20 protein-coding genes and 2 tRNA genes are annotated in these 23,339 nt (G+C 68.7%); 16 read left to right on the top strand and 6 right to left on the bottom strand.

Annotation, left to right across the window (positions count from 1 at the left end; genetic code table 11):
* Positions 1-68 precede the first annotated feature (68 nt).
* Positions 69-1,298, bottom strand: a complete 1,230-nt coding sequence (locus DC434_RS18240) for a hypothetical protein (RefSeq protein ID WP_116636737.1) — start codon at positions 1,296-1,298, stop codon at positions 69-71.
* 102 nt (positions 1,299-1,400) lie between these two features.
* Positions 1,401-1,471: transfer RNA gene (locus tag DC434_RS18235), tRNA-Gly, on the bottom strand.
* 140 nt (positions 1,472-1,611) lie between these two features.
* Between DC434_RS18235 and DC434_RS18230 the strand changes: the two genes are divergently transcribed.
* From DC434_RS18230 to DC434_RS18180, 11 genes are all read left to right on the top strand, one after another.
* Positions 1,612-1,685 (top strand) — tRNA-Pro (locus DC434_RS18230).
* Positions 1,686-1,747: 62 nt separating this feature from the next.
* A complete protein-coding gene (gene tig, locus DC434_RS18225) occupies positions 1,748-3,217 on the top strand; it encodes a trigger factor (protein WP_116636736.1) in 1,470 nt (489 codons plus the stop codon).
* A 72-nt stretch (positions 3,218-3,289) separates the two neighbouring features.
* Positions 3,290-3,784 (top strand): tetratricopeptide repeat protein, encoded by a 495-nt coding sequence (locus DC434_RS18220; protein WP_116636735.1) that lies wholly within the window; start codon positions 3,290-3,292, stop codon positions 3,782-3,784.
* A 79-nt stretch (positions 3,785-3,863) separates the two neighbouring features.
* A complete protein-coding gene (locus DC434_RS18215; protein WP_116636734.1) occupies positions 3,864-4,460 on the top strand; it encodes an ATP-dependent Clp protease proteolytic subunit in 597 nt (198 codons plus the stop codon).
* A 20-nt stretch (positions 4,461-4,480) separates the two neighbouring features.
* Complete coding sequence (locus DC434_RS18210) at positions 4,481-5,122, top strand: ATP-dependent Clp protease proteolytic subunit (protein WP_116636733.1); 642 nt, start codon at positions 4,481-4,483, stop codon at positions 5,120-5,122.
* A gap of 154 nt (positions 5,123-5,276) precedes the next feature.
* Positions 5,277-6,212 carry a sugar-binding domain-containing protein gene (locus DC434_RS18205; RefSeq protein ID WP_116636732.1) on the top strand — a complete coding sequence of 312 codons (936 nt, stop codon included), beginning with the start codon at positions 5,277-5,279 and terminating at the stop codon, positions 6,210-6,212.
* Entirely contained in the window at positions 6,209-7,210 is a 1,002-nt protein-coding gene (gene deoC, locus DC434_RS18200; protein WP_116636731.1) for a deoxyribose-phosphate aldolase, read from the top strand. The genes DC434_RS18205 and deoC overlap by 4 nt, the downstream gene beginning before the upstream one ends.
* Positions 7,211-7,218: 8 nt before the next feature.
* Positions 7,219-8,661, top strand: coding sequence for an aldehyde dehydrogenase family protein (locus tag DC434_RS18195; RefSeq protein WP_116636730.1), 1,443 nt, complete (start codon positions 7,219-7,221; stop codon positions 8,659-8,661).
* A complete protein-coding gene (locus DC434_RS18190; protein WP_116636729.1) occupies positions 8,658-9,509 on the top strand; it encodes an aldehyde dehydrogenase family protein in 852 nt (283 codons plus the stop codon). Before DC434_RS18195 ends, DC434_RS18190 begins: the two co-directional genes overlap by 4 nt.
* A gap of 157 nt (positions 9,510-9,666) precedes the next feature.
* Entirely contained in the window at positions 9,667-10,935 is a 1,269-nt protein-coding gene (gene clpX, locus DC434_RS18185; protein WP_116636728.1) for an ATP-dependent Clp protease ATP-binding subunit ClpX, read from the top strand.
* 56 nt (positions 10,936-10,991) lie between these two features.
* Complete coding sequence (locus DC434_RS18180; protein WP_116636727.1) at positions 10,992-12,101, top strand: epoxide hydrolase family protein; 1,110 nt, start codon at positions 10,992-10,994, stop codon at positions 12,099-12,101.
* 363 nt (positions 12,102-12,464) lie between these two features.
* Here the strand turns inward: DC434_RS18180 and DC434_RS18175 are convergent, their stop codons facing one another.
* Together DC434_RS18175 and DC434_RS18170 are read right to left on the bottom strand one after the other, a co-directional pair.
* On the bottom strand, positions 12,465-14,516 hold the full coding sequence (locus DC434_RS18175; RefSeq protein ID WP_116636726.1) for a M3 family metallopeptidase: 2,052 nt from the start codon (positions 14,514-14,516) through the stop codon (positions 12,465-12,467).
* Positions 14,517-14,548: 32 nt separating this feature from the next.
* Complete coding sequence (locus DC434_RS18170) at positions 14,549-15,466, bottom strand: LysR family transcriptional regulator (RefSeq protein ID WP_116636725.1); 918 nt, start codon at positions 15,464-15,466, stop codon at positions 14,549-14,551.
* 82 nt (positions 15,467-15,548) lie between these two features.
* On the opposite strand from DC434_RS18170, the gene tdh reads away from it, so the two are divergent.
* The 4 genes from tdh to DC434_RS18150 all read left to right on the top strand — a co-directional run bounded on the left by tdh (position 15,549) and on the right by DC434_RS18150 (position 18,670).
* Positions 15,549-16,592, top strand: a complete 1,044-nt coding sequence (gene tdh / locus DC434_RS18165) for an L-threonine 3-dehydrogenase (protein WP_116636724.1) — start codon at positions 15,549-15,551, stop codon at positions 16,590-16,592.
* Positions 16,592-17,770, top strand: a complete 1,179-nt coding sequence (locus DC434_RS18160) for a glycine C-acetyltransferase (RefSeq protein WP_116636723.1) — start codon at positions 16,592-16,594, stop codon at positions 17,768-17,770. Before tdh ends, DC434_RS18160 begins: the two co-directional genes overlap by 1 nt.
* Before the next feature lie 73 nt (positions 17,771-17,843).
* Positions 17,844-18,455: a helix-turn-helix domain-containing protein gene (locus DC434_RS18155; protein WP_116636722.1), complete on the top strand. Its 612-nt coding sequence runs from the start codon at positions 17,844-17,846 to the stop codon at positions 18,453-18,455.
* Positions 18,452-18,670 carry a hypothetical protein gene (locus DC434_RS18150; protein ID WP_116636721.1) on the top strand — a complete coding sequence of 73 codons (219 nt, stop codon included), beginning with the start codon at positions 18,452-18,454 and terminating at the stop codon, positions 18,668-18,670. Before DC434_RS18155 ends, DC434_RS18150 begins: the two co-directional genes overlap by 4 nt.
* A 19-nt stretch (positions 18,671-18,689) precedes the next feature.
* On the opposite strand, the gene DC434_RS18145 is transcribed toward DC434_RS18150, so the two are convergent.
* Positions 18,690-18,920, bottom strand: a complete 231-nt coding sequence (locus DC434_RS18145) for a hypothetical protein (RefSeq protein WP_116636720.1) — start codon at positions 18,918-18,920, stop codon at positions 18,690-18,692.
* Positions 18,920-21,526 (bottom strand): valine--tRNA ligase, encoded by a 2,607-nt coding sequence (gene valS, locus DC434_RS18140; protein ID WP_116636719.1) that lies wholly within the window; start codon positions 21,524-21,526, stop codon positions 18,920-18,922. Before valS ends, DC434_RS18145 begins: the two co-directional genes overlap by 1 nt.
* A gap of 194 nt (positions 21,527-21,720) precedes the next feature.
* Between valS and DC434_RS18135 the strand changes: the two genes are divergently transcribed.
* Complete coding sequence (locus DC434_RS18135) at positions 21,721-23,328, top strand: ABC transporter substrate-binding protein (protein WP_116636718.1); 1,608 nt, start codon at positions 21,721-21,723, stop codon at positions 23,326-23,328.
* The last annotated feature ends 11 nt before the right edge of the window (positions 23,329-23,339 follow it).

Raw genomic sequence — 23,339 nt, 5'->3', positions numbered from 1 at the left:
CCTGATCTGACGATGAAGAAGCCGCCGCGAGTGATCGCGGCGGCTTCTTCGGTCTCAGCGGCGGCCGTTCAGCGGCACCCCGCTGCGGCATCGATGTAGCTCTGCGGCGGGTAGCCGTAGGCCCACACTCCGTTGGCGTCGTCGGTGTAGCCCATGCTGATGGCCCAGGCGGTCGCCCACTTCTCGATGCTGTCCTGCGTCGACGAGTCGTACATGTCCTCGCACTTGACGCTGATCGCGTGACCGACCTCGTGCGCGACGAGCGCCCTGCTGCGATCCGCCGGCCACTGCTCGGCGACGGAGTCGGACAGCTGGATGACGGATCGGCCGGGCTCGTCCCACCACCAGGTGGTGTATCCGCCCATGCTGCCGTTGAATCCTGCGCCGTTGACGATCGGGGCCCAGTCGAATTCCAGCAGCACGCCGGGGGCGAGCGCGCGGGCGAACGCCTCGATCTCGAGCCGGGCGTCCATCAGCGGGCCGGACTTCTCGGCCAGCTCCTCGTTCTCGGTCGCGACGACCTGCGCCGCGGCACTCTGGAGGCTCGCGTACGCGTTCACGGCCGCGTCGTCGATCGTGGTCGTGGCGATCGCCGCGGCTGCGGCGTCCCGCAACTCGATCACCGCATCGTTCCGGGCGGAGATGTGGGCGGCCTCGAAGGCGACGGCCGCTTCGCCCGCAGAGGTCAGGAGCGCGACGCCGCTCTCGGTGACCGCATCGGAGGCGGTGAGCACGTCGGCAGCTTCGGCGAGGAGCTCGTCGGCGAGATCTGCGGCCTCGTCGCGCTTCTCCTCGAGCTTCGTGGTGGCGCCGAACAGCTCCCAGAACCACACGGGCTTCTCTCCCGCGACGGGGACCTCGGTGGCGATCAGCTGGTCGGCCTCCGCTGCGGCGCTCTCGGCTTCGGCGACCGCACCGGCGAGGGCCGCTTCGGTCTCCGCCGGGGCGACGATGGCCTCGTTCTCGCCGGCGACGATCAGTCCCGCGGAATCCGCGAGGGCCTGGAGGTCGGCGGCCTCGGCACGGAGCTGCGTCTTCTCGCTGTTCGCCGAGGCCACGGCATCCGCATGGCTCTCCGCGGCGGTGTCGTAGCCCATGCTGGCCGAGACCTGGGTGATCGCGATCGCGGCGATGACGGCCGCACCGCCGATCAGGCCGAGGACGAGGCCCGTGCGCTTGCGCTTCGGCTTCCGCGGGGGAGCGGTCGAGGCGCCGCCCGTGAAGCGTGCGGACAGCTCGTGCCCGCCCAGGGGCGCGGATGCCGGCGCATCCGCGCGATACGGGGGGAGAGCGGTCACGTCGTCCTCATTCGATCAGCCTCACGTTCGGAGCTGCATGCAGCGGCACTGCCAGGGTATGCGAGAAGGCCCCCACCGTGCGGTGGGGGCCTTCTGGAAGCGAGGGGCTGACGGGAATCGAACCCGCATCATTAGTTTGGAAGACTAAGGCTTTACCACTAAGCTACAGCCCCGAATCCCGGTGCACTTCGACAGGCTCAGTGACCCGGGGATCGGACCGGAATCGCAACTCCGGCGTGATCGATCATACCGGACCGTGAGGGGTGCTCCCGTCCGTTAGACTCGATGGGGCTGAATCTGCGCGCGGATTCCCCGGGGCGTAGCTCAGCTTGGTAGAGCGCCCGCTTTGGGAGCGGGAGGTCGCAGGTTCAACTCCTGTCGCCCCGACACGGCATCTTCAGCCTGACAGCCGCGTTCACTCGCGGAGACAACAAGGAGAACACACCAGCATGGCGAACAGCACCGTCGAGAAGCTGACCCCGACCCGGGTCAAGCTCAGCATCACGGTCACCCCGGACGACCTCAAGCCGAGCATCGCTCACGCCTACGAGCACATCGCTCAGGACGTCCAGATCCCCGGCTTCCGCAAGGGCAAGGTGCCCGCCCCGATCATCGACCAGCGCATCGGTCGCGGCGCGGTCATCGAGCACGCCGTCAACGAGGGCCTCGACAAGTTCTTCCGCGAGGCGAGCGCCGAGCACAAGCTGCGCGTCGTCGGACGCCCGGCGGCGGACATCACGCAGTGGCCGAACGAGAAGGACTTCTCCGGCGACCTGCTCGTCGACGTCGAGGTGGACGTCCGTCCCGACATCGAGATCCCCTCCTACGAGGGCATCACCGTGACCGTCGACGCCGTCGAGGCCGATGAGGCCGCACTCGACGCCGAGCTCGAGAACATGCGCGCGCGCTTCGGCACGCTCGTCCCGGTCGACCGTCCGGCCGCCAAGGGCGACTTCGTCGACCTCGACCTCGTCGCCACGATCGACGGCGCCGAGATCGACCGCGCCGAGGGCGTCTCGTACGAGATCGGCTCCGGCGAGCTGCTCGAGGGCATCGACGACGCGATCGAGTCGCTCACGGCAGGCGAGGACACCACGTTCCGCTCCGCTCTCGTCGGCGGCGACCACGCCGGTTCCGAGGCCGAGGTCTCCGTGACGGTCAAGGCCGTCAAGGAGCGCGAGCTCCCCGAGGCCGACGACGACTTCGCGCAGATCGCGAGCGAGTTCGACACGATCGCCGAGCTCCGCGCGAGCCTCGCCGAGCGCGTCGCGCAGCAGGGCGTCTTCACGCAGGGATCCGCCGCACGCGACAAGCTCGTCGAGACGCTGCTCGAGCAGATCGACATCCCCGTGCCGCCGCAGCTCATCGAGGACGAGGTGCACAACCACCTCGAGGGCGAGAACCGCCTCGAGGACGACGTGCACCGGGCCGAGGTCACCGAGGCGAGCGAGAAGCAGTTCCGCACGCAGGTGCTGCTCGACACGATCGCCGAGCAGGCCGACGTGCAGGTCTCGCAGGAGGAGCTGAGCCAGTACCTCATCCAGTCCGCTTCGCAGTACGGCATGGCGCCGCAGGAGTTCGTCGAGGCGCTGCAGTCGTCGAACCAGCTGCCCGCGCTCGTCGGCGAGGTCGCCCGCAACAAGGCCCTCGCGATCGCGCTCGGCAAGGTGAAGGTCGTCGACACCAACGGCAAGCCCGTCGACCTGTCTGACTTCATCGTCACCGACGACGAGGCTGAAGCGGCTGACGAGGCTCCGGCGGAGGAGAAGCCCGCGAAGAAGGCTCCTGCGAAGAAGCCTGCTGCCAAGAAGGCTCCGGCGAAGAAGGCCGACGACGCCGAGGCTGCGGAGAAGCCCGCCGCGAAGAAGCCTGCCGCCAAGAAGGCTCCGGCCAAGAAGGCGGCCGACAAGGCCGAGTGATCGGACACGATCCACAGAAGAGGGCGGATGCTGCGGCATCCGCCCTCTTTCGCATCACAGGGAGAGGCGAGCATGAAGAGCTGGAACGAGCGGATCGACGACGTCTGGGCGGATGCCAGCGGCGAAGAGGTCGGCGACGACACGATCGCGCGGATCGACGCCCTCGCGGCGGAGCGCGGAACGGATGACGCGCGTGCGGAGTTCGAGCGGGCCGGAGCTCGGGATTCGGCGGGCCGCCCGGCCGACGCCGTCGTCCTGTACCGACGCGCCCTCGAGCTCGGCCTCGACGAGGAGCACCGTCCGCAGTGCGTGATCCAGCTCGCCAGCTCGCTGCGGAACCTGGGTGCGTTCGACGACGCCCTCGCCGTGATCCGCGCGGAGGAGGAGCTGTCGGCCGACGGTCCGTACCGCGACGCGGTCGCTGCGGTTCACGCCCTCATCCTCGCCAGCGCCGGCCGGCCCGCGCAGGGCCTCTCGGTCGCGCTTCTCGCGCTGGTGCCGCACCTCCCGCGCTACCACCGCTCGATGACCGCCTACGCGCGGGAGATCGCGGAATCCGACACCTGATATGCCGACGGCGAACACGGCCTGGGTGCCGCGCCGACGCCGGTAGATTCGAAGCACGAACACGGAAACAGGAGCTGAAATGGCTGCAGAACCCCTTGTCGCGACGAGCGTCTTCGACAGGCTGCTGAAGGATCGCATCATCTGGCTTGGTTCAGAGGTGCGTGACCAGAACGCCAACGAGATCTGCGCGAAGATCCTTCTTCTCGCCGCGGAAGACTCAGAGAAGGACATCTACCTCTACATCAACTCGCCCGGTGGCTCGATCACCGCGGGCATGGCGATCTACGACACCATGCAGTTCGTGCCGAACGACATCGTCACTGTCGGCATCGGCATGGCCGCGTCGATGGGTCAGCTCCTGCTGACGAGCGGCACCAAGGGCAAGCGCTACATCACCCCCAATGCGCGGGTCCTGCTGCACCAGCCCCACGGCGGGTTCGGCGGCACGTCGAGTGACATCCAGACCCAGGCGCAGCTCATCCTCTCGATGAAGAAGCGCCTCGCGGAGATCACGGCGGGACAGACCGGCAAGTCGGTCGAGCAGATCAACGCCGACGGTGACCGCGACCGCTGGTTCACCGCCGAGGAGGCCCTCGAGTACGGCTTCGTCGACCACATCCGCGAGCACGCCAGCGATGTGACCGGCGGCGGCGGCACCGCGGACGACGCAGAGTAATCCGGATTCGAGAGGACACCATGTACACCCCCACTTTCCAATCCGCAGGCAACCTGCCGTCCAGCCGCTACGTGCTCCCGCAGTTCGAGGAGCGCACGGCCTACGGCTTCAAGCGCCAGGACCCGTACAACAAGCTCTTCGAAGATCGCGTGATCTTCCTGGGCGTGCAGGTCGACGACGCGTCCGCCGACGATGTGATGGCGCAGCTGCTCGTCCTGGAGAGCCAGGATGCCGAGCGCGACATCACGATGTACATCAACTCGCCCGGTGGCTCCTTCACGGCCATGACGGCGATCTACGACACGATGCAGTACGTCGCGCCGCAGATCCAGACCGTCGTGCTCGGACAGGCGGCTTCCGCCGCGGCCGTGCTGCTCGCCGCCGGCGCGCCGGGCAAGCGCCTCGCGCTCCCGAACGCCCGTGTGCTGATCCACCAGCCCGCGATGGGCGAGGCCGGTCAGGGCCAGGCATCCGACATCGAGATCCAGGCGGCGGAGATCCTCCGCATGCGCACCTGGCTCGAGGAGACCATGGCCGCGCACACGGGCAAGCCCGTCGAGCAGGTGAACCGCGACATCGATCGCGACAACATCCTCTCGGCGACGCAGGCCCTCGAGTACGGCATCGTCGACCAGGTCCTCACCACGCGCAAGCGCGCCTGAGAACCTCGACTCCGAAGGGGCGTCCGTCACCACGACGGGCGCCCCTTCGTCGTCTCCGGCGGATGTGCAGGCTGTGGGTGGGCAGCTGCGCATATGAGCACGCGGATGCGCGAACGCAGATCAGGGCTTACTCTGGAAGAGGAAGGAGGATGCCGTGGAAGAAGATCTGCTCATGGTCCGCGTCGCCGAGCTGTACTACGACGAGGACAAGACACAGGACGAGATCGGCGGACTCCTCAAGGTCTCCCGCTGGAAGGTGGGCCGGCTCCTGACGCAGGCCCGCGAGCGCGGCATCGTCCGCATCGAGATCGTGCACCCGCGCGCACGACGCCTCGGCCTCGAGCGTCTGCTCGTCGAGCGCTTCGGTCTGGCCGACGCGGTCGTCGTGCCTGCACCCGACGGCGACGACGGCACACTGGAACGTGTCGCGCAGGCCGCTGCCGACTTCCTCTCCGCCCTCCGGCCGGCTCCGCGCACGCTGGGCGTGAGCTGGGGCCGCACGCTCCGGGCTGTCGCCGAGGCGCTCCCGGACGGATGGGCCAACGGCGTCACCGTCGTGCAGCTCAACGGCGGGGTGAGTCTGAACAGGCGCTCCGGCGGTGCCGCCGGCCTCGCCGTGACGATCGCGCAGCGCGCCTCCGGTCAGGTGTCGCTGCTGCCGAGCCCCGCGATCCTCGAGCGCGTCGAGACCAAGCAGGCCATCGAGTCCGACCGCACCGTCGCTGCCGTCCTCGAGGAGGCCGCAGAGGCGCAGGCGTTCCTCTTCACCGCCGGTCCCTGCGACGCGACGTCCGCCCATGTCGAGAACGGCTACCTCACCGCTGAGGACGTCGAAGAGCTCGCGCGAAGGGGCGCAGTCGGCGATGTCCTGGGCCGCTACGTCGATGCCGAGGGCAACATCGTCGACTCGCAGCTCGACGCCCGCACGGTCGGCGTCTCGCTCGACCGTCTGCGCGGCGCCAAGCGGGCGATCTTCGTCACGGCGGGCCCCGCCAAGCACGACATCGCGCGTACAGTCGTGACCAGCGGCCTGTGCGGCGTTCTGGTGACCGATGAGACCACAGCACGAGCATTGTTGGAGGAACAGTGACGACCAAAGAACTCAGCCGCAGAGCGGCGGTGGACGTTCTCGGCGGTGAGCCGGACGACGCCACTCTCCGACGCTTCCTGCACGGCCTTCCGGGCGTCGACGCGGTGGGACTCGAGCAGCGTGCTGCCGGGCTCGGCACCCGCTCGATCAAGACCACGTCGAAGGCGTGGGCGCTCGACACCATCATCAAGCTGATCGACCTCACGACCCTCGAGGGCGCAGACACCCCGGGCAAGGTCCGCTCGCTCGTCGCGAAGGCGAAGAACCCGGATGCCGCCGACCCGACGACTCCGCGGGTCGCGGCCGTCTGCGTGTACGGCGACATGGTCGGTGACGCGGTCACCGCACTCGGCAGCCTGCACGGCGACCCCGACGACGGACTGATCTCGGTGGCCGCCGTCGCCACGGCGTTCCCGAGCGGGCGCTCGTCGCTCGCGATCAAGCTCGCCGACACGGCTGAAGCCGTCGCCGCCGGAGCCGACGAGATCGACATGGTCATCGACCGCGGCGCGTTCCTCTCGGGACGCTACGGTCTGGTGTTCGACCAGATCGCCCAGGTGAAGGAGGCCTGCCGTCGCGAGGACGGGACGTACGCCTCGCTCAAGGTGATCCTCGAGACCGGCGAGCTCAACACCTACGACAACATCAAGCGCGCGTCCTGGCTCGGCATCCTGGCGGGCGGCGACTTCATCAAGACGTCGACCGGCAAGGTGCAGCCCGCGGCCACGCTGCCGACCACGCTCCTGATGCTCGAGACCGTGCGCGACTGGTATCGAGGCACGGGCGAGAAGATCGGCGTGAAGCCCGCCGGCGGCATCCGTGCGTCGAAGGACGCCGTGAAGTACCTCGTCACGGTCGCCGAGACGGTGGGGGAGGAGTGGCTCCAGCCGCACCTGTTCCGCTTCGGCGCGTCGAGCCTGCTCAACGATGTGCTCCTGCAGCGTCAGAAGCTCAGCTCCGGCCACTACTCCGGCCCCGACTACGTCACGATCGACTAGGGATTCTCATGTCATTTCTGGAATACGCTCCGGCACCGGAGTCGAAGGCGATCCTGAACCTGAAGGACAGCTACGGACTGTTCATCGACGGCGAGTTCGTCGACGGATCAGGAAAGAGCTTCAGCACCATCTCGCCCTCCGACGAGACGCGCATCGCCGAGATCGCCACGGCGGATGACGGCGACATCGACCGGGCCGTCGCCGCCGCTCGACGCGCCTACGAGAAGACCTGGTCGCGGATGAGCGGGCGCGACCGCGGGAAGTACCTCTTCCGCATCGCCCGTCTCGTGCAGGAGCGGGCTCGCGAGCTCGCCGTCGCCGAGAGCCTCGACAACGGCAAGCCGATCAAGGAGAGCCGCGACGTCGACGTCCCGCTCGTCGCCTCCTGGTTCTTCTATTACGCCGGCTGGGCCGACAAGCTCGACCATGCGGGTCTCGGTGCGAACCCGCGAGCGCTCGGCGTCGCTGCCCAGGTGATCCCGTGGAACTTCCCGCTGCTGATGCTCGCGTGGAAGCTCGCGCCCGCTCTGGCCGCGGGCAACACGGTCGTGCTGAAGCCGGCCGAGACCACGCCGCTCACGGCGCTGATCTTCGCCGAGATCCTCCAGCAGGCGGATCTGCCTGCGGGTGTCGTGAACATCGTGACCGGCGCCGGCGCGACCGGCGCGACACTCGTGCGGCACCCCGATGTCGACAAGGTGGCCTTCACCGGATCCACCGGCGTCGGCCGCGACATCGCCAAGGCCGTCGCCGGCACGAAGAAGAAGCTGACGCTCGAGCTCGGCGGCAAGGCGGCCAACATCGTCTTCGACGACGCGCCCATCGACCAGGCCGTCGAGGGCATCGTGAACGGCATCTTCTTCAACCAGGGGCATGTCTGCTGCGCAGGCAGCAGGCTGCTGGTGCAGGAGTCGATCCACGACGAGGTCATCGATCGGCTCAAGAACCGCTTGTCGACGTTGCGCCTCGGCGACCCGCTCGACAAGAACACCGACATCGGTGCGATCAACTCGGCGGCCCAGCTCGCGCGCATCCGGGAGCTCAGCGACATCGGCGAGGCCGAGGGCGCGGAGCGCTGGACCGCGGACTGTGTCATTCCGGAGAAGGGGTTCTGGTTCGCGCCGACGATCTTCACCGGTGTCGAGGCGTCGCATCGCATCGCCAGGGACGAGGTGTTCGGCCCGGTGCTCTCGGTTCTGACCTTCCGCACCCCGGCCGAGGCGATCGCCAAGGCGAACAACACGCCGTACGGTCTCTCCGCGGGCATCTGGTCGGACAAGGGCTCGCGCATCCTCGCGGTCGCCGACCGTCTGCGCGCCGGAGTCATCTGGGCGAACACGTTCAACCGTTTCGACCCGTCGAGCCCGTTCGGCGGCTACAAGGAGTCCGGATACGGCCGCGAGGGCGGACGACAGGGTCTCACCGCCTACCTCAAGGGAGCCGCAGCATGAGCAAGCGACTGAGCGTTCCGAAGACGTACAAGCTCGCGATCGGCGGGGCGTTCCCGCGGAGCGAGTCGGGGCGGACCTACGAGGTGCTGTCGCCGAAGGGCGCGTTCCTGGCCAACGCCGCGCAGGGGTCCCGCAAGGACGCCCGTGACGCCGTGGTCGCCGCGCGCGCCGCGGTCAAGGGCTGGTCGGGCGCGACCGCGTACAACCGCGGCCAGGTGCTCTATCGCGTGGCCGAGGTGCTCGAGGGGCGCCGCGCGCAGTTCATCGACGAGATCGTCGCCCAGGAGGGCGGGTCCGCGTCAGCGGCCGCCGCACAGGTCGACGAGGCGATCGACCTCTGGGTCTGGTACGCCGGCTGGTGCGACAAGTACGCGCAGGTCGCCGGCAACGCGAACCCCGTGTCTGGTCCGTACTTCAACATCTCCGTGCCGGAGCCGACCGGTGTCGTCGCGATCGTCGCGCCGCAGGACTCCGCGCTGCTCGGCCTCGTCTCGGTCGTCGCCCCGGCTCTCGTCGCGGGCAACACCGTGGTGGTGATCGCGAGCGAGCGGCATCCGCTCTCCGCCATCAGCCTCGCCGAGGTCCTCGCCACCAGCGATGTGCCCGGAGGAGTCGTCAACGTGCTCACCGGCTCGCCGGCGGAGATCGCGCCGTGGCTCGCCTCGCACCAGGACGTCAACGCGCTCGATCTTGCCGGTGCGGGCGACCTGGACTGGGTGGACATGCAGATCGCCGCGGCCGAGACTCTGAAGCGCGTCCTCGCGCCGGGAGAGGTCGTGGCCTCGCCCGAGCGCATCGGCGCCTTCACCGAGGTGAAGACCGTCTGGCACACGAAGAGCATGGTCTGATCCGAGACGCGTCGGAGGCCGGGCCCGCAGGCGACTGCGGGCCCGGCCTCTCTGCGTCGCGGTCGTGTCGGAACCGGTACGCGCCAATGCGGCCCTGTGTCGCACGCAGAGGTTAGGCTCGAAGGACGATCTCTGGATCCCCCATAGGAGGACGCGCATGGCCCGTATCGGTGAAAGCGCTGACCTGTTCAAGTGCTCGTTCTGCGGAAAGAGCCAGAAGCAGGTGCAGCAGCTCATCGCTGGCCCCGGTGTGTACATCTGCGACGAGTGCGTCGAGCTGTGCAACGAGATCATCGAGGAGCGGATGGCGGAGTCCTCCGCTGACGGCGTCGCGGAGTTCGATCTGCCGAAGCCGCGCGAGATCTTCTCCTTCCTCGAGGAATACGTGGTCGGTCAGGAGCCCGCGAAGCGCGCACTGGCGGTCGCCGTGTACAACCACTACAAGCGCGTGCGTGCCCACGGCACCCTCCAGACGGCCGAGCAGAAGGCCGAAGAGGTCGAGATCGCGAAGAGCAACATCCTCCTGATCGGACCAACCGGCTGCGGCAAGACCTATCTCGCCCAGACACTCGCCAAGCGTCTCAACGTGCCGTTCGCCGTGGCGGACGCCACCGCTCTGACCGAGGCGGGCTATGTCGGGGAAGATGTCGAGAACATCCTCCTCAAGCTCATCCAGGCCGCGGACTACGACGTGAAGCGCGCCGAGCAGGGCATCATCTACATCGACGAGGTCGACAAGATCGCCCGCAAGGCCGAGAACCCGTCGATCACGCGCGATGTGTCCGGCGAGGGCGTGCAGCAGGCGCTGCTCAAGATCATCGAAGGCACGGTCGCCTCGGTTCCGCCGCAGGGCGGCCGCAAGCATCCGCACCAGGAGTTCCTGCAGATCGATACGACGAACGTCCTCTTCATCGTCGCCGGCGCGTTCGCGGGCCTCGAGGACATCGTGTCGGCGCGCGTCGGCAAGCACGGCATCGGCTTCGGTGCTCCGCTGCACGACAAGACCAAGGACCTCGATCTCTTCAGCGAAGTGCTGCCGGAAGACCTGCACAAGTTCGGTCTCATCCCGGAGTTCATCGGGCGCCTGCCCGTGGTGACGAACGTCTCACCGCTCGATCAGGACGCGCTGATGGAGATCCTCACCGGTCCCCGCAACGCACTGGTCAAGCAGTACCAGCGCATGTTCGAGCTCGACGGCGTCCAGCTGGAGTTCGACGAAGAGGCGCTGCGGTCGATCGCCGACCTGGCGGTCGAGCGCAAGACGGGAGCCCGCGGTCTCCGCGCCATCCTCGAAGACGTGCTCGGCCCGATCATGTTCGAGATCCCCTCGGCCGAAGACGTCGCCAAGGTCATCGTGACCCGCGCCGCCGTCGACGAGGGTGCACCTCCCACCATCGTGATGGAGCGCAAGCGCAAGAGCGCGTGAGTCCGTCCCGCGGAGAGTGATTCCGGGATGTCGGTGGTCGCGCGTAGCGTCGCGCCATGCGCAGCTTCCAGATAGCGATTCCGGACGACGTCATCGACGACCTTCGTGCGCGGCTCTCGCGAACGCGACTGCTGCCGCATTCGCCGCGTCGCCCAGAGGCCGGCATGTCCGCCGAGTACCTCCGTGTGCTCGTCGACAGCTGGGCGGACTTCGACTGGCGGGCTCGCGAGCGATGGCTGAACGAGAGTCCGCAGTACCTCGCCGACGTCGACGGCACCGAGATCCATTTCGTCCGCCTGCCGTCCGATCGTCCCGATGCGCCCGCACTGCTCGTCATGCACGGCTGGCCGCACACGTTCGCCCTCCAGCTCGCGCTCGCCCGGCTGCTGCCGGACTTCCACGTCGTGGTTCCGAGTCTGCCGGGTTTCGCCTTCTCCGCGCCGTTCGACGGAACGCTGACGGAGAGCGTCATGGCCGAACTGATGCACACGCTCATGACGGACGTGCTGGGGTATCGGCGCTACCTGACCTACGGCGAAGACGTCTCCGCGAACGTGAGCGACCTCATCGCCGCGCGCCACCCCGAGGCGGTGCAGGGGATACTCGCGACCCATGCGCACTTCGGCACCGCGGAGGAGCGCGACGCTCTGGACGACCCGGAGGCGCGAGCGTTCTTCGACACACTCGCCGCCCGTGGCGGGCCGGACGGCGCCTACGCGCACATCCAGGCGACACGGCCCGACACCCTGGCCGTCGGTCTCAACGACTCTCCGGCCGGGCTGCTCGCCTGGCTCACCGAGAAGCTCGTCGAGTGGAGCGATACGCCCACCGCGCAGCCGGAGCTGGTCGAGCGGCGGATCTCGCGCGATCGGATCCTCACCGAGGCGACGATCTACTGGGCGACCCAGAGCATCGCGACATCGTTCCGTCCGTATTTCGACGGTGGCGCCGATGAGCGGATCCCTCCGGTGGAGGTGCCGGCGGCCGTCGCGATCCAGACGCACGAGCACGACTACCCGGAGAGCGTCGCTCGTTCCTTCTACCGTGACCTTCGCTCCTTCGATCGGATGCCGGAGGGCGGGCACTTCGCGGCCGCCGAGGTTCCGGAAGCGGTCGCCGAGCGGATGCGTGGCTTCGCGCGCGGGCTCGGGCTGCTCGCGGGCTGAGGTCGCGCCTCAGGATCAGCTCGACGTGCCGTCCACGACGAACTCCGCGAGGAGCAGATCGTCGGTCCCGTCGCTCCAGTCGCGGTGGCGCCGCAACGCGAACCCATGGTGCTCGAACGTCGCGGCGATGCGCGTCGGGCTCGAATAGGGCCGATGAGATCCGCCTCGACTTCTCGTGACGCGATCTCCCGGAGGACGAGACCGGTGCCGGTGGCGACGTCCAGAACGACCCGTGCCTCGGACAGGTCGGTGAACGCGGCCGTGGCGGCGGCGACCGAACGATGCATCGCGCTCTCGTCGTACCGGGCGGCTCGCGCGTCGAACGCCTCGCTGATCAGGCGCAGCGGATCCTTCATGCGCGACTCAGGCCTCGAGACCGCGGCGCGTGAGAAGCGGCCCGATCTCGGCATCGCGGCCGCGGAAGTCGCGGTACGCCTCGAGCGGATCCTTCGACCCTCCGACGCCCAGGAGGCGGTCCCGGAACCGGTCGCCGTTCTCGCGCGTCAGGCCGCCGTTCTCGCGGAACCACTCCACGGTGTCGGCGTCGAGCACCTCGCTCCAGATGTACGAGTAGTAGCCCGCGCTGTACCCGCCGGAGAAGACGTGCGCGAAGTAGGTGGACGAGTAGCGGGTGGGGACCACCGGGTCGTCGAGCCCGATGTCGGCGAGGGCCGCCGCTTCGAAGGCCGCGACGTCGTCGATCTCGGTCGCGGTGCCGATCCGGTGCCACGCCTGATCGAGCCAGGCGGCGGCGAGGTACTCGCTGGTCGCGTGTCCCTGGTCGAACGTCTCCGTGGCCCGCAGGCGCTCGACGATCGCGGGGTGGAGAGGCTCTCCGGTCTCATGGTGGCGCGCGTAGTTGTCGAGGACCTCGGGCCAGAGGATCCACATCTCGTTCACCTGGCTCGGGAACTCGACGAAGTCACGGAACACGTTCGTCCCGGCGAAGTGCGGGTAGGTGACGGTGGCGAACAGGCCGTGCAGCGCGTGACCGAATTCGTGGAACAGCGTCGTCACCTCGTCGAGGGTCAGCAGCGTGGGCTCGCCGTCACCGGGCAGAGGCACGTTCAGGTTGTTGACGACCACGGGCGCCGTGCCGCGCAGCCGCGACTGGCTGACGATCGGATTCATCCACGCGCCGCCGCGCTTGGCGTCTCGGGTGTAGAGATCGAGGATGTAGAGTCCGAGGGCGCTTCCATCGGCGTTGCTCACCTCGAACACCCGCGCGCCGGGGTGGTAGGCCACGAGATCGCGGCGTTCGGCGAACGTGACGCCGAACAGGCGCTCCGCCGCGAAGAAGACGCCGTCCTGCAGGACTCGCTCGGCCTCGAACCAGGGTCGGAGCGCGCCGGAGTCGATGTCGTAGCGGGCGCTGCGCACCTTCTCGGTATAGAACGCCCAGTCGTGCGCCTCGACGGGGAAGGGCGCCGCCTCGGTCTCGTCGACGATCGCCTGCAGCGCCTCGCGCTCCGCGGTGGCGTTCCTCGCGGACGGGGCCGCGAGTCTGCGCAGCATCCGCTCGACGGCGTCCGGGGTGCCGGCGGTCTCGTCGGCTGTGACGTACGCCGCGTGCGACTCGTACCCGAGGAGCTGCGCGCGCTCGGCGCGCAGGCGCACGATCTCGGCGAGCACCGGTCGATTGTCGTTCGCATTGCTGCGCGAGCCGCGTGCTCGTGACGCTGCCATGATCCGCCGGCGCGACTCCCTGTCGCGCAGCTGCGCGAGGTACGGGTGACCGGTGAAGAGCGGGAGGGCGATCAGGAAACCGCCGTCCAGCTCGCGCTCCTGTGCCGCGCGGGCCGCCGCGGAGAGCTCGCCCGCGGTCAGCCCGTCGAGCTCCTCGGCGGAGTCGAACACCACGGCGAGGTCGTTCGTGTCATTGAGGAGGTTACGTTCGAACGTGTTACTCAGGGTCGACAGGTGCTGATTGAGCAGGGTCAGCCGTGCCTTCGCCTCGTCGTCGAGCCCCGCACCCGCGTGCGACATCTCGCGGTGGTGGCGTTCGACGAGGTATCGCTGCTCGGCGTCGAGATCGAGGTCGTCGAGCTGATCGTGCACCTGCTGCACGCGCCAGAAGAGCGCACTGTCGAGCGAGACCGCGTCCTGATGGGCGGCCATCAGGGGAGCGAGCTGCTCGTCCACGGCCTGGATCGCGGGCGTCGCGTCGGCCGAGCTCACGGTGTAGAAGGCGTGCGACACGCGGTCCAGCAGTTCACCTGAGCGCTCCAGCGCCTCGATCGTGTTCTCGAACGTCGGCATGGATCGCACCATCGTGATCCGGGAGACCTCGCGAAGGTGCTCTTCGAAGGCGGCGCGGAATGCGGGGAGGTAGTGCTCGGGGCGGATCGCGCGGTAGTCGGGGAGACCGTAGGGGAGTGCGGACGGCTGGAGCAGCGGGTTCGAGGCGTCGGTCATCCTCCGAGCCTAGCCATCGGCACGGCTCGCGCTCAGGAGGCGTTCTCGCTCAGCATGGTCATCACCCGCTGCAGCGCGTCGACGGTGAGCCGCACCGAGCGGCGCCGCAGGTTCTCCGGTCGAGCGAGCAGATCGATCATGCGGTGGGTGCTTACACCGCGCAGCGGCACGCGGACGATGTCGCGGTCGTCCACGCCGCGCGAGGTGAAGCGGGGCAGCATGCCCAGCACGCCGCCCGCAGCGACGACCGCCGACACCGCGCCGTAGTCGTTGATGCGATGCTGCACCTCGATCGGCCGCTTCGCGACCGCGGATACGGCGCGGAGCACGTCATCGGGGGAGTATCCGACGCGGCTCGTCACCCATCGCTCACCCGCGACGTCCTGCGGCGTGACACTGCGGCGTGACGCGAGCGGATGCGAGGCCGGGACGGCCACGTCGAGGGGTTCGCGGATGAGCGTCAGACTGCGCACTCCCTGGGGCGGCCACGGATCGGAGTGCTCCATGCGATGTGCCAGCACGAGGTCGTAGCGGGCCGTGAGCCCGGGGAACTCGCTCTGCGCGACGTCTTCGTCGGTGAGCTGCACGGTGGGTGCGTCGGGGACATCGGAGAGATCGCGCAGCAGGGGGCCGAACAGCGCCTGGCCCACGCTGTGGAAGCCGCTGACGCTCACCACGCCGGTGGCCGTGCCCTCGAAGTCGTCGAGGGCGTTCCGCGCCGCCGCCATCGCATCGATCGCGTCGGCACCGGCCGCCGCGAGGACCTCACCGGCGGGAGTGAGGACGAGGGTCCTGCCCTCTCGGCGGGTGAGGGGGCTGCGGAAGCCGCGCTGCAGAGCCGCGAGATGCTGCGAGACCGCCGAGGGGGTCACACGCAGGGCCTCGGCCACGGCGGTGACGCTGCCGAGCGCATGCAGTTCCCGCAGGATCTGCAGCTGATGGAGTTCCATCCCGAGAGTTTAGTTCGAGCTACAACGATGGTGCAGACAATGAGGATTGCTCTACAGGGTTCGATGAGGTGGGATCGAGACCATGAAGGCACTGTTCAAAGGCGCACGCGGTGCAGGTCTCGAACTCGTCGACCGGCCCGATCCGGTGGCCGCCGCGGATGAGGTGATCATCCGGGTGCTCCGCACCGGGATCTGCGGAACCGACCTGCACATCCTCCGCTGGGACGACTGGGCCGCATCCGCGATCGCCGCGCCGCTCATCCCCGGGCACGAGTTCTACGGCGAGGTCGTCGAGGTCGGACCCCTCGTGCACGACATCGCCGTGGGCGATCGCGTCTCCGGAGAGGGGCACATCGTGTGCGGCACCTGCCGGAACTGCCGCGCGGGGCGACGTCAGATGTGCATCCGGACGATCGGCCTCGGACTCCAGCGCGACGGCGCGTTCGCCGAGTACCTGTCGCTGCCCGCCACGAACGTCTGGGTGCATCACGCCGAGGTGAGCCCCGAGCTGGGCGCGATCTTCGATCCCCTCGGCAACGCCGTTCACACCGCCCTCACCTTCCCGCTCATCGGGGAGGACGTGCTGGTCACCGGGTGCGGTCCGATCGGCCTCATGGCGATCGCGGTCGCGCGGCACGCCGGCGCACGTTTCATCACAGCGACCGACGTCAGCGCCCCGCGGCTGGAGATGGCACGCCGGATGGGAGCCGACGAGGTCGTCGACGTCTCGAAGCGCGACATCCGCGACGCGCAGCGCGTGCTCGGCCTGCGCGAGGGCTTCGACGTCGGATTCGAGATGAGTGGCTCGGCAGCCGCTCTTCCGGCGATGATCGACAACATGAACCACGGCGGGCGCATCGCGATGCTCGGCCTGCCGAGCGCGGGCTTCGAGATCGACTGGGGCAAGCTCGTGACCCACATGCTCACCATCAAGGGCATCTACGGACGGGAGATGTTCGAGACCTGGAACGCGATGGGGGCGATGCTGCAGACCAGTGCGACGCTCCGGGACTCGATCGGCCGCGTCATCGCCGATGTCATCCCTGCGCGGGACTGGGAGTCGGGTTTCGCCGCGGCGGAGTCCGCGGGCACGGGCAAGATCATCCTCGATTGGACGGAGCTGTGATGTACGGGACATTCCAGAAGCATGTGGAGTCGGAGCTGGCGGGGATCGAGGAGGCGGGCCTCACGAAGCGTGAGCGCGGCATCCGCGGTGCGCAGAGCGCCGAGATCACCGCCGACGGCGCCGAGGTGCTGAACTTCTGCGCCAACAACTACCTGGGTCTCGCGGACGACCCGCGGATCCTGGACGCGGCGACGACAGCGCTGCAGGAGTGGGGCTACGGCCTTGCCAGCGTGCGTTTCATCTGCGGCACCCAGGAACAGCACCTGGAGCTGGAAGGTCGCCTCGCGGGCTTCCTCGGCACCGAGGCCGCGATCCTCTACTCGTCGTGCTTCGACGCGAACGGCGGCGTCTTCGAGACGCTGTTCGGCGCCGAGGACGCGATCATCTCGGACGAGCTCAACCACGCCTCGATCATCGACGGCATCCGTCTCTCGAAGGCGCGCCGACTGCGCTACCGCAACCGCGACATGGCGGATCTCGAGGAGCAGCTGCGTGCGGCATCCGATGCGCGGTTCCGTGTGGTCGTGACGGACGGCGTCTTCTCGATGGACGGGTACATCGCCCCGCTCGCAGAGATCTGCGACCTCGCCGAGCGCTACGACGCACTCGTGTTCGTCGATGACTCGCACGCCGTGGGCTTCGTCGGTGAGAACGGTCGTGGCACCCCGGAGCTCTGCGGCGTCGCGGATCGCGTCGACATCTACACCGGGACCTTCGGGAAGGCCCTCGGCGGAGCATCCGGGGGATATGTCGCCTCGCACGCCGACATCGTCGCCCTGCTGCGCCAGCGCTCGCGCCCGTACCTGTTCTCGAACACCCTCGCTCCGGCGATCGTCGCCGGCACGCTGACGGCGCTCGATCTGGTGGAGGGTTCCGCCGACCTGCGCGCCCGGCTCCGCGAGAACGCCGCGCACTTCCGTGAGCGGATGACGGCTGAGGGCTTCGACCTGCTCCCGGGGGAGCACCCCATCGTGCCGGTGATGTTCGGCGACGCCGCGAAGACCGCGCTGATCGCGAAGGAGATGCAGGCGCAGGGGATCTTCGTCACCGCGTTCAGCTTCCCGGTGGTGCCGCGCGGTCTCGCCCGCATCCGCGTGCAGCTCTCGGCCGCGCACACCGCCGAGCAGATCGACCGGTGCGTCGCGGCGTTCGTCGCGGCACGGGAGTCGGTGGGCTGACTCCTTCCTGTGCAGAGAATCTGTTGCAAAGGAATACTTGCAAAGAAGTCTTTGCAAGAGTATCTTTGCATGCATGACGGATGACACGCAGATCAGGACCCTCGACTCGGGGGCGCTCAAGGCTCTCGCGCATCCGCTGCGGGTGCGGATCTTCGACATCCTCGCGTCCCAGGGGCCGCAGACCGCGAGCTCGCTCGCCGCGCTGGTCGGCGAGACGTCGGGGTCGACGAGCTATCACCTTCGTGCCCTCGCCGCGCACGACCTGATCCGCGAGGTCGAAGGCCGCGGCACCGCGCGGGAGCGGTGGTGGGAGCGACCCAAGGGACGCATCGACATGCCCGGTCCGGACGAGACCATGTCGCCGGCGAACCGCGCAGCCGCCCAGATCGTGACGTCGGAGTTCTTCCGCCTGCGCCATGAGACGTTGATGACCTACCTCAACCGTCCGCAGTCCGAGGTGCCCGAGGAGTGGCGCGACGTCGGACTGACGATGACGACGCACCTCGACATGACGGCCGCGCAGGTGATGGAGCTCCGCGGTGAGCTCGAAGCGATCGTCGAGAGCGCGATCGAGCGCTTCCGCGGGCAGACCGGGCCCGACGTGCGGCGCGTGTCCCTGCGTGCCGAGATCTTCGACCTGCCCCAGGCGGACAGCCGCCGGAACATCCCTGAGGAGGGATCATGACCACCGCGACGCTCCGCCTCGCCACCCCCACACCCTTCGAGCGGATGCTCCAGCGCACCGCGCTCGGGATCGTCCGTCACGTCGAGTGGCGCATCGCCGCGCGCGCCGAGCGCCGCGAGATCGCCCTCGACATGCTCCGCGAACAGCAGGCCCGCAAGCAGGACCCGCGTGCCGTCGACCTCGCTCTCGCGCAGCTGGGGCTCCCGCTGCGCTGATCTGGTTGCAGGTGCGGGGTCAGTCCTGGAACGGACGGGCCACGATGTCGCCTGCGGCGGTCTGGAAGACCTCCCAGCCGGCATCGAGCTCGGCGATCGCCCTGCCCTCCAGCCAGGTGAGGGTCCAATGGCCCTTCGACCCGCTCGACGCGGACAGATCCGCCTCGACCTCGGCGATCGCCGGACGCAGGGCCGCGGGCACCGAAGCCGGTGGCTCCGATCCCGCTGCCCAGCGAGTGCCCAGCTGCATCAGGCGTCCTCGACCGGAGCGAGCTCGATCGCGGTGACCGCGAACTCCTCCGCCTCGACGAACTCGAGCTCCGCGATGCGGCCGACGGCGCGGAGGTCGTCGGCCGCGGCGCGGAGGGCGGCGAGCTTCTCGGCGGGAGCGGCGATGACGGCGCGGGAGACCGGGGTCTTCTGCGAGGCCTTGGCCTCGGTCTTCGCGCGCCGGATGCCGATGAGCGCCTCGCTCGCCACGGACAGCACGGCGGGGTCGCCCTCGCCCTCCGCCGAGCTCAGGGACCCGGCCACCGGCCACGCAGCCGTGTGCACGGAACCCTCCTCGAACCAGGACCAGGCCTCTTCCGTGGCGAACGACAGCACCGGGGCGAGCAGACGCAGCAGGGTCGACAGGGCCAGGCGCAGCGAGAGTGCGGCGGATGCCTGCCCCACGTCGGCCTGGTTGTAGGCGCGCTCCTTCACGAGCTCCAGGTAGTCGTCGCAGAACGTCCAGAAGAACGCCTCGGTGAGCTCGAGCGCGCGGGCCGCGTCGTAGCGGTCGAAGGCCTTCGTCGCCTCGACGACCACGCTGTCGAGGGCGGAGAGCATCGACGCGTCGAGTGCGTGCGTGATCTGCGCGCCCTCGGGCACGGGGAAGGACAGCACGAACTTCGCCGCGTTGAGCACCTTGATCGCCAGGCGTCGGCCGATCTTCACCTGCGTCGGGTTCTGCGGGTCGAACGCCGCGTCCATGCCCAGACGGCTCGATGCCGCCCAGTAGCGCACGGCATCCGATCCGTGATTGTCCAGCACGTCGGCGGGCGTGACGACGTTGCCCTTCGACTTCGACATCTTCTTGCGGTCGGGGTCGACGATGAAGCCGGAGATCGCGGCGTTGCGCCACGGCGTCCTGCCGTCTTCGAGCGTGGAACGGAGCATCGTCGAGAACAGCCAGGTGCGGATGATGTCCTGGCCCTGCGGGCGCAGATCGAAGGGCGCGGTGAGCTGCCACAGCTCCTCGTCGCGCTGCCAGCCGCCGGCCAGCTGCGGGGTGAGCGACGACGTCGCCCAGGTGTCGAGGATGTCGGCCTCGGCGTCGAATCCGCCGGCCACGCCACGCTGATCCTCGGTGTACCCGGCGGGGACGTCGGTCGTCGGGTCGATCGGGAGGGACTCGGCGTCGGGCGCGAGCACGCGGTCGTAGTCGCGCTCCCCGTTCTCGTCGAGGCCGTACCAGAGGGGGATGGGCACGCCGAAGAAGCGCTGCCGCGACACGAGCCAGTCGCCGGTCAGGCCTCCGACCCAGTTCTCGTAGCGCACGCGCATGAACTCGGGGTGCCAGGCGAGCTCGGTGCCGTGTGCGATGAGCTGGTCCCGCAGTTCGCCGTCGCGGGCGCCGTTGTGGATGTACCACTGGCGGGTCGACACGATCTCGAGCGGACGATCGCCCTTCTCGAAGAACTTCACGGCGTGGTTGAAGGGCTTGCCGACCGCGGTCATGTCGCCGGTCTCCTGCAGCTTCTCCACGAGCGCCTTGCGCGCGCTGAACACGGTCTTGCCGCCCATGTTCTCGGCGTACCAGGCGGTGGCCTCGTCCGCGCCCACGGATGCGGGCGCCTCGGGCAGGAAGCGCCCGTCCAGGCCGATCGTGGTCATGTTCGGGAGAGACTCTCCGGCGGTGGTGCGCAGCTCGCGCCACCAGATGATGTCGGTCACGTCACCGAACGTGCAGACCATCGCCGCACCGGTGCCCTTGTCGGGCTGGGCGAGGTGGTGGCCGTGGATCTCGATCTCGGCGTCGAAGAAGGGCGTGCGCACCTTCGTGCCGATGAGGTGCTTGTGCGGACCCTCCGGGTGCGTCACGATCGCGATGCACGCCGGGAGCAGCTCCGGGCGGGTGGTGTCGACGGCGATGGAGCCGGAGCCGTCCGCGAAGGGGAATTCGATGGTGTGGTACGCGGCCTGCTGGTCGCGGTCCTCGAGCTCGGCCTGCGCGATGGCCGAGCGGAAGTCGATGTCCCAGAGCGTGGGGGCCAGCGCCTGGTAGGCCTCGCCGCGCTCGATGTTGCGCAGGAACGCCAGCTGGCTCTGACGGATCGTGTCATCCGAGATGGTGCGGTACGTCTGGGTCCAGTCGACGCTGAGCCCGAGCTGGCGGAACAGCGCCTCGAACTGCTTCTCGTCCTCGATCGTGAGGCGCTCGCAGAGCTCGATGAAGTTGCGGCGGCTGATCGGCTGCTGGTGGGCCGCACGGCTCGACTTGTTGTCGCCGCCTTCGAACGGGGGAGTGAAGTCCGCGTCGTAGGGGAGGGACGGGTCGCAGCGCACGCCGTAGTAGTTCTGCACGCGTCGCTCGGTGGGCAGGCCGTTGTCGTCCCAGCCCATCGGGTAGAACACCGTCTTGCCGCGCATGCGCTCGTATCGTGCCTTGACATCGGTGTGCGTGTACGAGAACACGTGGCCGATGTGCAGGCTTCCGGATGCCGTGGGCGGCGGGGTGTCGATCGAGTAGACGCCCTCGCGTCCGGCCTGTGCCGCGCGGAGGCGGTCGAACAGGTAGGTCCCCTGCTCCGCCCAGGCGGCGTCCCACTTCGCTTCGAGACCTTCGAGTGCGGGCTTGTCGGGAATAGACATGACGGTCTCCTTGCGCGATGTATGCGGCACTGTGTGAGCGTGCCTGAGTGTGGGGTGTGTCGACCAGTCTAGCGAGCCGCGGATGTGCTCCCGCCGGAGGGGGCCGGGTCGATCGGAGCCACACAGATCGACCCGGTCCAACAATTCGGTCATAGACTTGAGGCATCCCGACCCGTTCGTTCTGAGGAATCGTCATGCCCGCACATCCCGCGCGTCGTCTCCTGCCCTTCGCCGCGCTCGCCGCCGCCACCGCGCTCGTGCTGACAGCCTGCGCCGGGCCCTCCGGCGGGAGCGACGGCGAGCTCGTCTGGTCGATCGAAGGAGCGAACCTCTCGGCCGGGCACATGGACCCGCAGGTCAGCCAGCTCGACGTCTCCGGCATGGTGCAGCGCGCGGTCCTCGACTCGCTGGTCTTCCAGGAGGAGGACGGCTCCTTCACGCCGTGGCTGGCGAAGGAGTGGGAGGTGTCGGACGACAGCACCGAGTACACCTTCGCGCTCCGCGACGACGTGACGTTCACCGATGGCGAGCCGTTCGACGCCGCCGCGGTGAAGGCGAACTTCGACCGGATCGTCGATCCCGAGACCGCGTCGGCTCAGGCCGCCAGCATGCTCGGTGCGGACTTCTACGCCGGCACCGAGGTCGTCGACGACCACACGGTGAAGGTGACGTTCACGCAGCCCTATGCGCCGTTCCTGCAGGCGGCGAGCACGCCGCAGCTCGGGTTCTACTCGCCGGCGGTCCTCGAGGAGTCCGCTGACCAGCTGAAGGCGGGCGGCCCCGGCATCACCGTCGGCACCGGCCCGTTCGAGCTCACCGAGTACACGCCCGACCAGGAGATCGTCTACACGCGCAACGACGACTACGCCTGGGGCCCGCACGGCGAGAAGGCACCGAAGGTCGAGACGCTCCGGGTCGAGATCCAGCCCGAGGCGTCGGTGCGTGCCGGCGTCGTGGAGAGCGGCGAGGCCGACCTCGCCAGCAACATCCCGCCGAACCTGGCGAAGGACCTCGGTGACGGCCTCACGGTCGACTCGGTCGAGTACCCCGGACTGCCGTACTCGCTGTACCTCAACGAGAAGTACGGCGTCTTCGCCGACGAGAAGGTACGGCAGGCGTTCGCCCGCGGGATCGACATCGATCCGGCCGTGAAGGAGATCTTCTTCGGCCAGTTCCCGCGCGCCTGGAGCGTGCTGGGATCGACCACCCCCGGGTACGACGCCTCTCTCGAAGGAACATGGGAGTTCGACCAGGACGCCGCCAACGCGCTCCTCGACGAAGCCGGATGGACGGAACGCGATGCCGACGGCATCCGCACCAAGGGCGGGCAGCCGCTCTCCGTGCGCTGGATCGCCTGGACGCCGGTCCCCGACGACCGCGCCGCTCTCGCGAACGCGATCCAGTCCGACCTCAAGGAGATCGGCATCGACGTGGTCCGCGAGGTGCTGGAGCCCGGTGCGTACAACGAGCAGTACGGCCCGAAGACGTTCGACCTCACCGACTGGGGCTTCTCCGGCGTGGATCCCGACTTCCTGCGCAGCCACCTGCACACGGACGGCTTCCAGAACGCGTCGCAGGTGTCCGATCCGGCGGTCGACGCTCTGCTCGAGCAGGCCGTCGCGTCGAGCGACCAGGACGAGCGCAACGTGCTCTACACGCAGCTGCAGGAGTGGAACGCCGAGCACACGGCGATCGTGCCCCTCTACAGCCCGTCCGCGATCACCGCGGTCGGCGAGCGTGTGAAGGGACTCGCCTACGACCTGTACGGTCGGCCGCTGTTCTACGATGTGAGCGTCGGCTGATCGAAGGGCAC

The organism is Microbacterium sp. TPD7012 (assembly GCF_003075395.1).
In the GTDB taxonomy this organism is placed as follows: Bacteria; Actinomycetota; Actinomycetes; order Actinomycetales; family Microbacteriaceae; genus Microbacterium.
The sequence above is the reverse complement of the archived record's forward strand: the minus strand, read 5'-3'. Positions and strand labels throughout refer to the sequence as shown.